The organism is Granulicella rosea, from assembly GCF_900188085.1.
Taxonomy (GTDB): Bacteria; Acidobacteriota; Terriglobia; order Terriglobales; family Acidobacteriaceae; genus Edaphobacter; species Edaphobacter rosea.
Genome location: NZ_FZOU01000001.1, coordinates 1,199,928 through 1,215,312, shown reverse-complemented (window position 1 = coordinate 1,215,312; position 15,385 = coordinate 1,199,928). Strand labels below are relative to the sequence as shown.

Here is a 15,385-nt window from a genome sequence, read left to right as displayed (position 1 = left end):
TCTCGATGGAAGCTCAGTAAACGTCGCGGTGGTAACGCTGTTGTTCTTTGATGGCGTCGACATACTCGCGTGCGCCTTCAGCGTCGAGCCTGCCCTGTTGCTGCAGGATGGCATGCAGGGTAGCGTCGACATCTTTGGCCATGCGCGAGGCGTCGCCGCAGACGTAGATGCTCGCACCCTCTTCGAGCCATTGCCAGAACATGGGCGCCTGCTCGAGCATCCGGTCCTGCACATAGATCTTCCGCTCCTGATCGCGCGAGAAAGCGAGGTCGAGCCGCGTGAGGTGGCCATCCTTCCGCATCGCGGTCAGTTCGTCTTCGTACAGAAAGTCCGTGGCCGCACTGCGGTCGCCGAAGAAGAGCCAGTTCTTCCCCGTCGCGCCAACTGCCCTGCGTTCATGCAGGAAACCGCGAAAAGGCGCGATGCCCGTGCCAGGACCGATCATGATCACAGGCGCATCCTGCCGGCGCGGCAGACGAAAGCGTTTGTTGGGCTGGATGTAAACGGGCAGGCGATCGCCTGCGCTGGTGCGATCCGCAAACATCGTCGAACAGACGCCGCCTCGATCGCGATTGTGCGAGCGATAGCGCACCACCGCCACGGTGGCATGCACCTCAGCCGTATGCGCAGCGGGACTCGACGAGATGGAGTAGAGACGCGGCGTCAGCCGAGGCAGCATCGCGACCAGCTCCTGCGCGACATGCAGCACGCCGGGATACTCCGTAAGCAGATCGATCGGACCACGATCCCACAGGTACGCATCGAGTTCCGTCTGGCGCTCCGACTTCAACAGATCGAGCAGGCGCACGATGCGGCCTTCATTGGCGAAGAGTTCCACCATGCGCCGGTTGAGCCGCGAGATCTGCAGATGATGCGTCAACGCCTCGCGCAGCGGCATAAAGCCGGTGTGGCTTGTCTTCGTGGCGCCGATCTCGACATGCTCTTCACCACTCAACTTCATCGCATCGAGGATGTCGCTCACGAGACACGGGTCGTTCTGCGCGACGACGCCAAGTGCATCGCCCGCTTCGTAGAAGACCTCGGAGCCGGCGAGCGACCACGCGAGATGAAGCGTCTGCTTACTCGAATCGCCCTTGTTCAATGCATACTTTTCGACCAACGGCGCGAGGTATGGAGTTTCGCGCGTGTGGACCTGCGCGCGCTCCGGAACAGCATCGGTCTTGCTCGCAACGGGTGTCGCCGGCGCGGCGGCGACTCCACCGGCAAGAGCATCGAGACGCGCCAGCAGTTCGGACTTCCAGTGTGCAAAGGGCTCGTCCGTATCGACGTCGGAGTCCACGCGCTCGCGGATGGGCTTCGCGCCCAGCGACTGCAGCCGCGCATCGAGGTCGATGCCGAACTTGCAGAACTGTTCATAGTGTTTATCGCCAAGCGCAAGCACGGAGTAGTTCAGGCCTTCGAGACGAGGAGCGTCGTCCATGCAGAGCCGGCCGTAGAAGCTCTTCGCGCTGTCCGGCGGATCGCCCTCGCCATAGGTGCTTGCAACGATTACGGCATGCTCCTCAGCAGCCAGCGCTGCAGGCTCAAACGCTTCGAGCGAGGCAAGCGATGGAGCGTGCCCCTTGGCTTTCAACTCCTTCGCGACCTTGCGCGCGAGTCCTTCGGCAACGCCCGACTGCGAGGCATACAGCACGGCCACCTTCAACGAGGTGATCCCCGAAGCCGCAACAGGCGCGGGGGCGCCGGAGAGCAGACCGGCGAGAAAGCCATTGAGCCAGCCGCGCTGCTCGGGCGTGAATGGCGCTGACTCCGGAATGAACGGGACGGTAGTCGACATAGCTATTTGCCCTCCGCGAGACAGAGCGAGCGAAGCTCTGCGATATCGTGGCGACGTGTGAACTCAAGGAAGCTCTCATCGTCTGCGCGCGACATGGTGTAAGCGCCGAAGAGCCGCTCCATCACAGGAGGAAGGTCGGCAAATTTGATGGCGGGAATCAGTTCGCGGCCAAGCCCCCGATCCCGATCCGAGCCGCCGCCGATCAGCACCTGGTAGCCCTCCTCCCCACCGACCTTCACGCCCATCATGCCGATATCGCCGATGTAGTGCTGCGCGCAGGAGTGTGCGCAGCCGGTCACGTGCAGGTTCACTGGCTGTTCGATCGCGAAGCGCTCGTCGAGCATGCGAGCCAAAGCGACCGCGTGCGACTTCGTATCCGCAGCCGCGTATTTGCAACCTTTGTTGCCGGTGCAGGCGACGGTTCCGTTCAGCACGGTACCGGCCTCGAACTGCAGACCCGCATCGAGGAGGGCCTGCTTCGCTGCCTCCACGGACTCGCTCGCGATGTTGGGAAGAATGAGGTTCTGCCATACGGTCAGGCGCATCTCGCCGGAGCCGAAGCGATCGGCAATGGACGCAACGGCAAGCATCTGTGACGCCGGAAGCTGCCCCACCGGAACCGATACGCCGATGTAGTGCATCCCCGGCTGCGACTGCGGATGCACGCCGATGTGCGCCTTGCGGTCGATCTCCCGGCGTGGCTCGCAGTCCTGCGCGGCGAAGCGGATAAGCGGAAATGCAAGGCGCTTCTCCGTCTCTTCGAGGAACTTCTCCACACCCCATTTATCGACGAGATATTTCAGCCGCGCCTTCTTGCGGTCGGTGCGGTCGCCGTTTTCGCTGAAGACGCGGACCATCGCGGCAGCCACGCAGACCGTCTGATCCGCTCGCAGCAACAGGCCACAGTCCGTCGCGAACTGCCTGTGCCCGGTGATGCCGCACAGCAGCACGCGGAAGTAGATGCCCTCCGGAACGTCGTGACCGTCCTTCACCTCCACCGCGACGAAGCCGATATCGTTCGTATCCGCCACCACGCTGATGGCGCCGCCGTTATCGAAGGCGATATTGAACTTGCGTGGCAGACCGTACATGTCGCGCGAGTTGAGGATGTAGGCGTTCATGGCGTCGGCGAGCGGCGCGACGTCGATCAGCTCCAGCGGGTCGATGCCCGTGATGGGCGAGGCGGTAATGTTGCGAATGTTGTCCGCACCGGCGCCACGCGAGGTCATGCCCAGTTCGCGCAGCATGTTTAGCACGCGGACGATGTGGCGCGGTTGAAACTCGCGGATCTGCAGGTTGCTGCGCGTGGTGATGTCGACGCGCCCGGAGCCCCAGTCCGCGGCCATTGCGGCCAGTCCACGCATCTGGTGCGACGTCATGATGGCGCCCGGGACGCGCATCCGCAGCATGAACGAGTCCTGCGCAGGCGCCACGTAAAAGAGTCCATGAAACTTGAAGCGGAAGAGGTCGTCCGCGGCGGGCGCCTTGTCTTCGTTCGCATGCGCCAGCAGCTTGTCCCAGATGTCGAGCGCGTTCTCTTCGTACTTCCAACGCTCTTCCTTGCAAAGATCTTCGACCGGCGTGCCGAAGTAAACGGCTGCCTGATTCGCCACGCCGGATGCGGGATCGGCCGTCAGTTGGCCGGTCGCGGTCTGTCCGACGAAGGGCAGCAGCCCACGTTGGGCGAGTCCGGCGAAGAAGCCCTGAAGATACTCCTTCTGCTCGGCGGTAAAGTCTGCGGCGGCGTTTGAAAGCGTGGTGGAGTCCATGCGTATGTTCCTTGAAATGAAGGGTTACCCGGTAGATATGCAGGAGATTCATGCAACTGCGACGACAGCGAAGATGCTGCGTACAGATGCGCGGAGGCCAGATTCAAACCGTCAAAAGCGACGGCAAACTCATGGCTCTTCACGGAGCATGATGAACATCTTGGGAACCCGAAGGACACGGCACGGTGCCTGGGCGAAGGGACGCGAACGAAAATCTCAATATTTTCTTCGGCGACTCAGATACTACCTCCGTCGCCGTTCCGCCGCAAGCGATTTTTCTGCGGGCCATCGCCCGCATACGATTCGCACATGGATCCCGGCGGTGAAAGTTCCCGCTTGCGGAAGGTTGAACGCCATGTTACAAACACTCATCCGCACTTCATCAAGGTGACACCCTGACGTGTCCCTCTCCGGTCTCGCATCGGATACCTCCGCTCTACGCCTGAGCTGGCCCCCTTCATCTACCGTTGCGTCCGTCCCGGCAGTCACCCCTGCTCTTGCGATGTTGCGCGTTCCAGTCGAGTCCCGCCGCATCCGGCCGGGCCGTTCCGTCATGTCCTCTTTCCAGCACCACTTCGGAGCCTTCCATGAAGCGTCTTGTCCTTGTGTCTGTCCTCGCCGTCCAAACCTTCGCTGCCGTTCTGTGCAGCGCGCAGAATCTCTTCACGAAATGGGAAGACCGCGTTCGCAAGACCTCCGCCGAGCAGCCCGGCTGGGTAGTGCCAGTCATCACACCCGCCGCCATCGTCACCCAGCTCATCAAGCCGGAGTTCGCGCGCCAGATCACGACGACGCACGGCGAGACGGACATCTGGGGCGATAACAAAGGCCTTCAGCTCATCCCCTACTACAAGACCGAAGTCGACATCGTCATACCGCCCTACATCGAACACAACAATCCGGCGTACGGCAACGTCAAGAATCTCGATGGCGCGGGCGACTTCTCCATGGTGTTGAAGTATCGGCCCTTTACCAGCAATGAGCAGCATCACAATTACTCGGTCGCCGTACAGCTTGCGGCCTCGGGCGCGACCGGCAGCTACAAAAACGGCGTGCTGCGCAACACGTACACTCCGAACCTGATCGTGGGCAAGGGCTATAAGCGGTTCGATGTGCAGTCGGCGCTGGGCGGCAACCTGCCCATCGGCAACATTCACACCATCGGACGCACCATCGCCTGGAACACCGTGGCGCAGTATCGCATCTGGAAGCTGTGGCCCGAGGTCGAGCTGAACTCCACCTGGTTTCACCTGGGGCCGAACGACGGCAAGAACCAGACCTTCGTCACGCCCGGTCTGATGGTCAGCAAGTTCAAACTGCGCAAGAATCCGAAGGATCGGCTTTCGGTCAACTTCGGCGCCGGCATGCAGATCGCCACATCGCCGTTTCACGCTTACAACCACGCAATCGTTGTGACCACACGTTTCGTCTTCTGATTTCGGTCGATGAAATACGGCTCACCGATTCTCTTTGCGCTTCGTGCGTTCAGCCGCTAGACTCGTGAACAACAGGTCAATTTCAATCGCCTGCGGACGGCGCTTCCGGGCTGAATGCTTCGGAAGCGCGGTTCGCCGACGCGGAAATGGACCCAAACTCAAACGGCCGGAGCACGCACTTGGCGCATGCAAGTTTCAACGGGCTGAGAGTGCTTTCCCTCGAATCCCGCCGCGCAATGGAGGTGGCAAAACTCATCCGCACCTATGGCGGAGAGCCCTTTGTCGTGCCTTCCATGCGCGAGGCGCCGCTCGAATCGAACAAGGATGCGCTGGACTTTGCCGACGGCCTGATGGCCGGCAACTTCGACCTCGTCATCTTCTTCACCGGAGTCGGCGTGCGCGCGCTGCTCGATATCGTCGCCACCCGCTACGATCGCGAGAGCTTTCTGAACGCGCTTCGCCAGGTGAAGGTCGCAGCCCGCGGACCTAAGCCAGTCGCCGCGTTGCGCGATGTACAGGTGCCGGTCGTCTGCTCAGCCGCCGAACCCGCCACCTGGCGCGAGATGATGCGTGCGCTTGAAGACCGCTTCGGCGACTCGCTGGGCGGCATGCGTGTCGCCGTGCAGGAGTACGGCGCGTCCAACCCGGAGTTCCTCGCCGAACTGACCGTACGCTGCGAATCGCTGACCAAGGTGCCCGTCTACCAGTGGGCGCTGCCCGAAGACGTGCGTCCGCTGCGCGAGTGCGTGCTGGGCATCGCCAGCCGCAATGTCGACATCCTGCTCTTCATGACCGCGGTACAGGTCATTCACCTCTTTAAGGTTGCGGAGGAGATGGGCTGCGTCGACGGCCTGCGCGCGGGCCTGGCCGGCGTGGTTGTCGTCTCCATCGGCCCCACGACCACCGAGGAGTTGAAGCTTTATGGCATCGAGCCGGACTTCGAACCTTCGCGGCCAAAGATGGGCTTCATTGTCAATGAGGCGGCGCAGTACGCGGGTAAACTGCTGGAGCAGAAGCGCTCCGGCTCGCCGCAGCCGGTGGTGAAGACCACGGGTAAGTCCGCGCCGGCCACGCCCGTTCGCAAGGTGGCGCCGTCGACCCCCACCATGGCCGGCTTTCGCGACGGCCTCAGCTCGATCGACTTCCTGCATGAGATCAGCAGCCGCATCGCCGCGGCCGACTCCTTCCACGTCGTACTGGGCAGCATCGTCGAGTTCGTCAGCGCGATGGTGCCCTGCGACTCGTGCTTCGTCTACGTGCTCGACCAGGACAAGCTCGTGCTGCGCGCCTCGAAGAACCCGCACGCCGATCTGGTCGATCATCTCGGCGTACAGCTTGGGCAAGGCATCACGGGCTGGGTCGCGGAACATCGCGAGCCAGTCGCCATCTCTGCCCAGGCCTCGAAGGATCCACGCTTCGTCATCTTTCGCAATATACCGGAGGACGACTTCGAGGCCATTCTCTGTACGCCGATCGTCTGTGCGAACAAGGTCGTCGGTGTGATCAACCTGCAGCATCGCGTCTCTTACGAGCACTCCGCCAGCGAGGTTCGACTGGTCTCGATGCTCGGCTTTCTGGTCGGCGCGGAGATTGAACGCACGCGGCTCGAGACCGAAAACGTCCAGCTTGCCGAACGGCTTGAAACCCGCAAGGCGGTCGATCGCGCCAAGGGCATTCTGCAGCGCGACCTTGGCCTGACCGAAGACGAAGCCTATCGGCGGATGCAGCGCGAAAGCCGCACGCGGCGCCGCTCCATGCGAGAGATCGCCGACGCCATCCTGCTCGGCGACGATCTGAAACGCTCTTCGGCAGAGCCTGAGCCGAAGCTCGCGCGCACGCTGTAATCCTTTACTTCGCCTTGTTCTTATCCGCCGCAGCGTTGATCTTCGACTCATCTTTGTAGTGAAGATCGAGACCAAACTTCGGCTCCGACTTCGTTCCGCTGATGTGCACCGGAATCTGCGAGCCGCCGTTCTCGCCCTTGAAGAACGGATCGACCGCCTTCAGAAGAAAAGACTTCCAGCCCGAAGCCACCATCTTCGAGATCTTCGCCTGCGTGAACACCTGCCCGTGAAAGTCGAACTGCTCGCCATCGAGCGAGTAGACGCCATCGAGATTCGCGTGCGCGCCCGGCAATGTATAGACCAGCTTCGAAACGTTGAAACGGCTGTTGTTCAGCGTGAAGGCGCCGTCCATCTGGGACGTCACATCCTGCGCGCCAGGCTTGGCGTCCCGCGGATCGCCCTGCGCGCGCAGACTCAGCATGTCGATTTTGTCTTCGAACTTTGGATTGGTGAAGTGAATGCCGCGCAGCCGGAAGTTTCCCTGCAGCGTCAGCTTCTCCATCACACGCTGCTTGCCGGGCGGAATGTGCAGCTTCGTCCGTGTGCTGAAGACGCCCGTCACAACAGGAGGATTCGTCTTGACCGCAAGCTGCAGGAAGTCCTGGATGCGGCCTGCAGGCACCTGCACATCGAGCTGAATATCGTGCCCCTGCCCCTTGATATTGACAATCGCGCCCTGCGTCGTGAAGCTCGTGCCGCCCAGCTTCGCGGTCACCTGCTGCAGATACGTATCGCCTGTCGTGCCATCGACCAGTGCGTTGAACTTCGTCGTAAGCGGCATGGGATGATTGGCGCTGTCGAGCGAGAAGTTCGGCGTGCTGGTCTCGCCATCGACCGCAATGTGATTGACCATGCCATGGAAGGTTCCGGTCGACGAGGTCATCCCGCCGATACCCCGAATCGTATTCAGGTCGGCCTTATCGAAGGTATAGCGGCCGGTAAGGTTAGAGTCGCCGGGACTCTCCGTCACCCACGGGCCGAAACCGCCCCAGGCATGGATGTCGCCGCGAGGAATCGCATTCACCAGCACCGCGTCGTAGGCCCAGGGCTGATCGGGACCCACGTGGCGCAGCTCGATATGCTTAAGCTGGAAGACCTTTGGCTCCTTATTCGGTTTCAGCGTCTCGACGATCAGTTGCGAATCTTCGCAGAGAATCTCATCGACGGCGATCTTGATCTTGCCGCGCTTGCGATTCCCGTCCTGATGCTCCACGGGACGGCGCATCTCGCGTGGAGGAATGTCGATGACGAGGCCGCCGACGTAGACGCTTCCGACACGCGTCGGATGCTCGAAGAGCCCATGAAGATTGGTGCGAAAGCGGAAGCTTCCAACCGTGAAGAGCGGGTGCGTCCAGCCTGCCGCAACGACGTCGTTCGGCGGGTAGATGCGCAGCCCGCCGCCCGAGACCTCGAGCCCCTTCAGCACCGAGACGTCGAAGGTATCCAGTTCGACCTTCGCGTCGAAGCGCGTGCTCAACGTCTCAAGAATGCGGCCCTTCAGGATCGGCGCCGCGCGCTGAAAGACCACCTCCACCGCGACCAGCAGCCCTACCACAAGCAGCAGAACGACGATCCCGGCCCACATCCAGAACCTGCGTCTACCGGACCGGCGAGGCTCCTGTTCCTTCGTTGAGGTCTGTTGCGGCTCTTCCAGCATGCGTACCCTTCGCGATCGTTCGGCGAGGGCATGCAAGATGGATCGGCCCACACCTGAAGACGTCTCAAAATTAGAACTCTTTCATTCCAGAGGTTCTAAGTTTTAGACTCAACCGGCGCGCGGAAGGATGCACTCTCCGGCAGGCTCAAACAGCCCGCGGTCCGCCGATGGTGAAGAGGTAATCCTGCACATCTTCGACGCCGGTCGGCAGATGGCCCACGCTGCTGATCGCGCCGCTCTCCAGCCATACGCGCAGCCAATAATACTGATGTACTCGCACCAGCCGCGAGGCCAGCGGCTGCGCCAGCTCCACCAGCCGCGACACCTTGGCGACCAGGGCGTCCGCGTCCGGCACCGTGTCCGTGGTCACGGGGACGCCGGCCGTATCCATCAACTGCGCCTTGACATCCGCAAAGTGGCTGCGCCGCAGCAGGCCAGTCTCCACCTTCACGCCGCTCATGCGCTCGACGCCGAGCGCCATGCCCGCGTCCATCGTATCTTCAAAGGCCATGTAGAGGATGCTCGACCCGGCAAGCCGCAGAGGCAGCATGCCGAACTCGCTCGTCAGCCGCTTTGGCATGATGAGCGCCATGCTCTCCGGCGTGAAACCCTCCGCGCTCAGCACCGGGCAGTTCCACTGGACGCCCAGCCCACGCGTTACGCGATCCTCATCCAGACCGTTCTCCACCAGCCAGTCGCCGATGCGCCCCTCGCCCTGCCGGCGCTGCTGTTCAAGCGCGGTCTGCAACTGAGGATGCGTGATCCAGCCCTGCGCCAGCAGCACCAGCCCCAGCGGCACGCGATGCCGGTGCGGCAACACCTCGTCGACGCCGCTCGCCTCCGCCAGCTCTCGCCGCACCGCCGCCCGCACCATCGTCGACATGCAACGACTGCTGCAACCCCACTCGTCCTCAAAGATCGGACGCCGGCGATTCTTCCACGGCAACGTCCAACTGGAGCAACTCTCCGCGCCACACACGCGGCTGCCTTCCTCGATCGCCGGCTGCACGCCCGGCCGGGTCGACAGGGGCGGCGTCGACCGGCCTGTGTTCGACCGTCGAAAGGTGTCCACGCCATACTTCGCGGCATCCCGCGTCGTTACGGCCTGCTGCACGCGAGCGACGCCAAAGCCACTCGTCCATCGATCTAAGAAAGGCATCTCACACTCTCCAGCCGCAGTTGCGGCGCTGCTACCTCTGTGATTCGCAAGGCGAAGTTGCCGCCGATCACCACCACCTCGCCGCGTGCGACGATGCGGTTGCCCACCACCAGATCCACCGGCTCCGACACATGCCGGTTCAATTCCACCAGATCGTTCGGCCCAAGCTGCAGCACATCGCGCAGCGGGAGTTCGCGTGAACCGAACTGCATCGTCGCCTCCAGCTCCAGATCTTGGAGCAGGCCCATCTCCTGCGCGGCAGACCCATTCGATGCCTGCTCGCCGAACGTATGGCCGCCGCTCGCTGCGCTCTCTCCCGTGGCTGCGTTCACGCCCTCTTGGTCCATCCCTGTCCCCTCTTCTTTCGTCGTGGTTCGGCGTTGCGCAACTAACGCGAAGCGCGCATGGTCTTCTTCGCAGGCGCATTGTTCGGACGCAGGCCGGCAAGCGCCGCGCGCAGACGCACCACGGCCGACGAATGAATCTGCGACACGCGGGACTCCACCACGCCCAGCGTCAGGCCAATCTCTTTCATGGTGAGCTCCTCGTAGTAGTAGAGCGTCAGCACCATGCGCTCCTTCTCCGGCAGGTCTTCGATGGCGTCCGCAAGCCGCTGCTTCATCTCGCCCTTCAGACAGCGAAAGAGCGGGTCTTCATCCGGCGAGCCGGGGATATATGCGAGCTCCTCATCGCCCGAGTCCTCCGACCGCTCCATGTGCAGGCTGCCGATCTCAAGCCCCTTCAGATCGCCCAGCAGCGTCTGATAGTCGGCAAGCGAAAGCTCCATCTCGCGTGCGACCTCCTGCTCCGCCGGCGCGCGGCCGAGGCGTTGCGTCACCGCGCGGATCGCCTCTTCGACGGCGCGTCCCTTGCGGCGCAGCTCCCGCGGGCTCCAGTCCAGCGTGCGCAGCGAATCCAGGATCGCGCCGCGGATGCGGAACTGCGCATAGCTTTTGAACTGCACCTTCTTGCCATGATCGAACTTCGAGAAGGCATCGATCAATCCAACGACGCCGGCCGAGATCAGGTCGTCGAGATCGACGTGCTGCGGCAGCCGCTCATGGATGCGGCGCGCAAGATAGCGCACCGTCGGCAGGTGCTCCGTGATCATCTGATCCCGGTCCGGCATCGACTGCATTCCCGAGCCGGAGACGCCTGCCGCCGGTCCGTTGCCATCGCCATAACCCGGCACCGAGGGCAACTTGCACAGATCGTCGTTCATCATCTTGTCCAACGGCAAACCTTCAAGGATCATCGAGTCCTCCTCCATGCCACGCAGCATCTGGACCGGCATCGGCATCGCGCTATTCAAGCTCATCGTTTCGTCTCTCCCCTGTTTCCAGTTCTGTCCTTGAAGCATGGTTCCAACCCCCAACGCGTCCTACCCGACCACGCCGACGCTGCGGATGCGGATCTCCGGTGGAATCTCCACCGGAGCCAGCACGGTCACCTTCGGCAGGAACGGCTCGAGCCAGCGCCTTACGTGATACCTTGCCGGACTTGAACAGAGAAGCACGGGAAGCGCCATGCTGGACCCACCGCCGGTTAGCCGTTTCACAGACTCCACGAGCCGCCGCAGATACTCGCCCTGCCCCACAGGCTGCGCCGCGCCGCTGCCCAGCAGTAGCGGCGCCTGAGGATCGAACGCCGTCACCAGCTCCGCCTCCAGCGCCTGGTCGATCAACAACACACGCAGGCCCCCCTCGGCATCGAGCAGCGAATGCACCAGACCGCGGCCCAGCGACTGCCGCACCGTCTCGACCAGGTGAACGATGCTCTTCGACTGCGCGGCGGACTCCACCAGCACCTCAAGGATCGCGCCCAGGTCGCGGATCGAGACCTGCTCCCGCAACAACTGCTGCAGCACACGCTGCACCTCGCCCAGCGTCATCAGCTTGGGCACAAGCTCTTCCACCAGCTTCGGATGGCTCTCGTTCATCGTGTCGAGCAGGCGCTTCACCTCCTGCCTGCCCAGCAACTCGTGCGCGTGTCTACGGATGAGTTCGCCCAAATGCGTGCCGATCACGGTCGTCTGATCGACTACCGAGTAGCCCGCGGCCAGCGCCTGCTCCTCCGTCCCCTGCTGGATCCAGCGCGCGGTTACGCCGAAGGCGGGCTCGCGCGTCTCAAGACCGGGGATAGGCCGCGCCTTGGGGTCCGCATTCACGGCCAGCATGCAGTTGGCCTCCGTCTGCCAGCGAGCGATCTCCACCCCGCGCAGACTCACGCAGTACTCGCGCGGCTTCAAGCGCAGGTTGTCCGTGATATGCACCGGCGGCACGATGAAGCCAAGCTCCGTCGCAAGATGCCGCCGCAGCGCGCGCACACGATTGAGCATCTGCCCGCCCTGCTTCTCATCGACGAGCGGGATCAGTTGGAAGCCGATCTCGAGCGTCAACTCATCCATCTTCAACAGGCTCGCAAGATTCTCCGAGCCCTTGGTCAGGTCAGCCGCGGCGCCCTTCGCGGTCGCGCCTTCGACAGCCTCCGCCGACTCTGGCCGCATCGCCGGCAGACGCTTCGCCATCAGCGCCACCGCGCACGCCATCAACACGAACGAGATCTTCGGCAGACCCGGAATCAACGCCAGTCCAAGCAGCACGCCGGAGGCAATCCAAAGCGTGTTGCGTCCCTTCAGCAACTGCGTCCCAAGCTCTTCATCGAGCTGTCCCGCCGACGACGCGCGCGTAAGAATCATGCCGCCCGCAATCGACACCAGCAGGCTGGGGATCAGCGTGACCAGACCATCGCCAACGGTCAGGATCGTGTACGTCTTGACCGCAGTCATCAGGTCCACGCCCTGCTGCAACGTGCCGATCACGATGCCCGCAACGATATTGATCGCGGTGATGAGGATCGTCGCCATCGCATCGCGCTGATTGAACTTCGCGGCGCCATCCATCGAGCCATAAAACTCCGCCTCGCGTGCGATCCCCTCACGCCGCTTGCGCGCGCCCTGCTCATCGATCAGGCCGGCGTTCATATCCGCATCGATCGCCATCTGCTTACCCGGCAACGCATCGAGCGTGAAGCGCGCCGTGACCTCCGCCGTACGCACCGCGCCATGCGCGACCACCAGGAACTGGATCGCAATCAATGCAAGAAAGAGCACGAAGCCCACAACATAATTGCCGCCGACGACAAACTGCCCGAAGGCCTCGATGACGGAGCCCGCCGCATGTGTGCCTTCATGCCCATGCAGCAGGATGCGGCGACTCGATGCAATGTTGAGGCTCAGACGATAGAGCGTCAACAACAACAGCAGTGTCGGGAAGACGCTGAAATCCACCGCGCGTCGCACCTGAATCGCCGTAAGAAAGACGATCACCGAAGCTGTGATCGAGCCCGCCAGCAGCACGTCGAGGATCACGCCCGGGATCGGAATCAGCATGACGAAGACCATGCTGATCGCAACCAGCGGCAGCAACACCGGCTGCAGCTTCATCCAGGAAAACCCACTCGGTTTCTTCGCATCCATCGCCGTTGCACTCACATCCCACCCCCAAAGCCGTTCATAGCTGCGCCTTCCATCACGATCGGACGCTTGCGTTGCGCGGCTTCCGCCGCCGCATGCCGCTTCTGCTCACGCACCTTCTCTTCCACCTTCTGCCGGTAGAGATAGGCCAGAATGCCCGCGACCGCCGAGTAGAGTTCAAACGGAATCGTCTGCCCCGGTTCGACCGATCGATACAAACTCCGCGCCAGTGGCGGGTTCTCGATCAATGGCACACCCGCCCAGCGAGCCTCTTCACGAATCTCGGCCGCCTGCAGATCGCGCCCCTTGGCCAGCACCGTCGGCGCCTGCATGGTGTCGAAGCTGAACTCAAGCGCGACCGCGTAGTGCGTCGGATTCGTGATGACGACGCTTGCGCGCGACATGTCCGCCTTCACCTTGCGCCGCCGCATCGCGATCTGGATCTGCCGCACCCGCTGCTTGATCTGAGGGTTGGCCATCTGCTCCTTCACCTCGTCGCGCAGCTCCTGCTTCGACATCTTCAGCCGCTTGTTCCATGAGATCCACTCGACCGCGTAATCCAGTCCGCTCCACACCAGCGTGACCCACGCCGCATCGAGCGCAAGATGATATGCAGTGACCAGCGCCGATGGCAATCTCACAAGACTCATCACCGGAAGCGGCAGCATCAGCGACTTCAATGCGCTCCAGCCCAGCGCCACCATCACCGCCGCGGGCACAAGCGACTTCAACACGCGCGTCGCGCTGCGCAGGCTGAAGAGATTCTTGATGTTCTCCACCGGGTTCAACTTTGAAAACTTGAAGCCCACCGCAGCCGGATGAATCTCCACCCCGCCGCCCTGGGCAATGCCAACCGCCAGCGCGCCGGCAAAGCTCGCGGCCATCACGAGGAAGACAGGCATCAGCATCGGATTCAACATGCGGCCGACCGCGGCAATCCAACGCTGCTCGCCGTCGCCGCCGTCGGCCATGCCCGCCGTCAGGCTCTGCGCGTACACGATCGCCCAGTTCGTCACGAACCTGCTCGCAATCGCCCCGAGCGTGAGCACCCCAGCCAGCATCGCCACGGCAGAGAGAAGCTCGCGACTGCGCACGCTATCGCCTTTTTCACGCGCCTTCTTCTTGCGTTGCGGTGTCGCCGCTTCTGTCGCCTTCTCGCTCATGACTTCACCAGCAGATGCTCGGCCGCGTCCAGCAACGCCGTGAAGTGGCGCTCGATCCACCACGGCCAAACCGCGAGCGACGCCACAAGTACCGCGTACGAGGTCATGGTCTTCAACGGAATACTCATCACCATCGCAGGCAGTTGCGGCGCCAGTCTACTTACCATGCTCACCGTCATCTCCACCGCCAGCGCGGCGGCAAGCACCGGCGCGGCAAGCTGCAGCCCCGCGAGAAAGATGCCTCCCGCCATCTCGGCAAGCGAGGCGGCCGTCGTCGCCTGCAATGCGGCATCGCCTACAGGCACGGCGCGGAAGCTGCGCACCACCGCGCTCAACAGCGTCCGGTCAAGACCTGCCGCAATCATGATCAACGTGCTCAGCAGATTGAAGAACTGGCTCATCAGCGCAGTCTCCACGTGGCTGTTGGGATCGAGCAGATTGACCAGCGAGAAGCTGAACGACATGCCCAGCAACGCGCCGGCGAAGTCCAGCGCCTCAGTCAGTAGCGTCAGGCTGAAGCCGAAGACGAGACCGACCGCAAGCTCGCCAAGGATGGCGCTCATATCGAGCGTTACGCGTGCTCCCGGCAGCAACGCAACCGCCGGCGCCAGCAGGCAGGCCAACGCAACCACGAAGCCGGCCTTGACCCTCGGCGAGATCGACTGAGAGCTGAAGATCGGCGCGAACGCCACGACGCCGCTCAGCCGTATCATCACCAGCAGGCCTGCGGATAGATAGTGAGGCCAGTCCCTGGCCGCGTCCCGCACGCCGATCATCCGATGTACCGGTGAAAGTCGGAGAAGAGATGAATGGTGTAGTTCACCAGCCGGTGAATCATCCAGGGGAGCGTCACCATGGTCACGATAAAGACGGTCATCAGGCGAGGCACCGCCGTCAGCGTCTGCTCCTGCACCGAGGTCAGCGTCTGCAGCAGACTTACCGTGAGACTGATCAACGCGGCCGCCAGCAGCAACGGCGACGAGAGTAACATCGCCTCGATCATCAACTGTCGCATGATCTGTACCGTCTGGTCCGCGCCCATTACGTCTCCCTTTGCGTTGCACTGCTCACTACCAATAACCGC

Annotated in this window: 12 protein-coding genes; 2 read left to right on the top strand and 10 right to left on the bottom strand. The window is 62.7% G+C overall.

Annotated elements, in window-relative coordinates; all coding sequences use genetic code 11:
• Positions 1–13: 13 nt before the first annotated feature.
• Both CHB87_RS05165 and CHB87_RS05160 read right to left on the bottom strand, forming a co-directional pair.
• Complete coding sequence (locus tag CHB87_RS05165; protein WP_089407276.1) at positions 14–1,798, bottom strand: sulfite reductase subunit alpha; 1,785 nt, start codon at positions 1,796–1,798, stop codon at positions 14–16.
• Positions 1,799–1,800: 2 nt separating this feature from the next.
• Complete coding sequence (locus CHB87_RS05160) at positions 1,801–3,567, bottom strand: NirA family protein (RefSeq protein WP_089407275.1); 1,767 nt, start codon at positions 3,565–3,567, stop codon at positions 1,801–1,803.
• A gap of 587 nt (positions 3,568–4,154) precedes the next feature.
• On the opposite strand from CHB87_RS05160, the gene CHB87_RS05155 reads away from it, so the two are divergent.
• Complete coding sequence (locus CHB87_RS05155) at positions 4,155–5,003, top strand: hypothetical protein (protein WP_089407274.1); 849 nt, start codon at positions 4,155–4,157, stop codon at positions 5,001–5,003.
• Between the two features lie 236 nt (positions 5,004–5,239).
• On the top strand, positions 5,240–6,847 hold the full coding sequence (locus CHB87_RS05150; protein WP_245817822.1) for a uroporphyrinogen-III synthase: 1,608 nt from the start codon (positions 5,240–5,242) through the stop codon (positions 6,845–6,847).
• 4 nt (positions 6,848–6,851) lie between these two features.
• Here CHB87_RS05150 and CHB87_RS05145 read toward each other — a convergent pair whose 3' ends face one another.
• The 8 genes from CHB87_RS05145 to CHB87_RS05110 form a co-directional block, all read right to left on the bottom strand.
• Positions 6,852–8,432, bottom strand: coding sequence for an AsmA family protein (locus tag CHB87_RS05145; RefSeq protein ID WP_245817821.1), 1,581 nt, complete (start codon positions 8,430–8,432; stop codon positions 6,852–6,854).
• Positions 8,433–8,649: 217 nt separating this feature from the next.
• Positions 8,650–9,663 (bottom strand): hypothetical protein, encoded by a 1,014-nt coding sequence (locus tag CHB87_RS05140; protein WP_142988226.1) that lies wholly within the window; start codon positions 9,661–9,663, stop codon positions 8,650–8,652.
• Positions 9,651–10,010 carry a FliM/FliN family flagellar motor switch protein gene (locus tag CHB87_RS05135; protein WP_245817820.1) on the bottom strand — a complete coding sequence of 120 codons (360 nt, stop codon included), beginning with the start codon at positions 10,008–10,010 and terminating at the stop codon, positions 9,651–9,653. Before CHB87_RS05135 ends, CHB87_RS05140 begins: the two co-directional genes overlap by 13 nt.
• A gap of 41 nt (positions 10,011–10,051) precedes the next feature.
• A complete protein-coding gene (locus tag CHB87_RS05130) occupies positions 10,052–10,981 on the bottom strand; it encodes a sigma-70 family RNA polymerase sigma factor (protein WP_245817819.1) in 930 nt (309 codons plus the stop codon).
• 63 nt (positions 10,982–11,044) lie between these two features.
• Positions 11,045–13,141, bottom strand: a complete 2,097-nt coding sequence (gene flhA, locus CHB87_RS05125) for a flagellar biosynthesis protein FlhA (protein WP_089407270.1) — start codon at positions 13,139–13,141, stop codon at positions 11,045–11,047.
• A gap of 11 nt (positions 13,142–13,152) precedes the next feature.
• A complete protein-coding gene (locus tag CHB87_RS05120) occupies positions 13,153–14,301 on the bottom strand; it encodes an EscU/YscU/HrcU family type III secretion system export apparatus switch protein (protein WP_089407269.1) in 1,149 nt (382 codons plus the stop codon).
• On the bottom strand, positions 14,298–15,077 hold the full coding sequence (locus CHB87_RS05115; protein ID WP_089407268.1) for a flagellar biosynthetic protein FliR: 780 nt from the start codon (positions 15,075–15,077) through the stop codon (positions 14,298–14,300). The genes CHB87_RS05120 and CHB87_RS05115 overlap by 4 nt, the downstream gene beginning before the upstream one ends.
• The gene (locus CHB87_RS05110; protein ID WP_089407267.1) at positions 15,074–15,343 is read right to left on the bottom strand and encodes a flagellar biosynthetic protein FliQ; all 270 of its coding nucleotides are present in this window, start codon (positions 15,341–15,343) and stop codon (positions 15,074–15,076) included. The genes CHB87_RS05115 and CHB87_RS05110 overlap by 4 nt, the downstream gene beginning before the upstream one ends.
• Between the last annotated feature and the right edge of the window lie 42 nt (positions 15,344–15,385).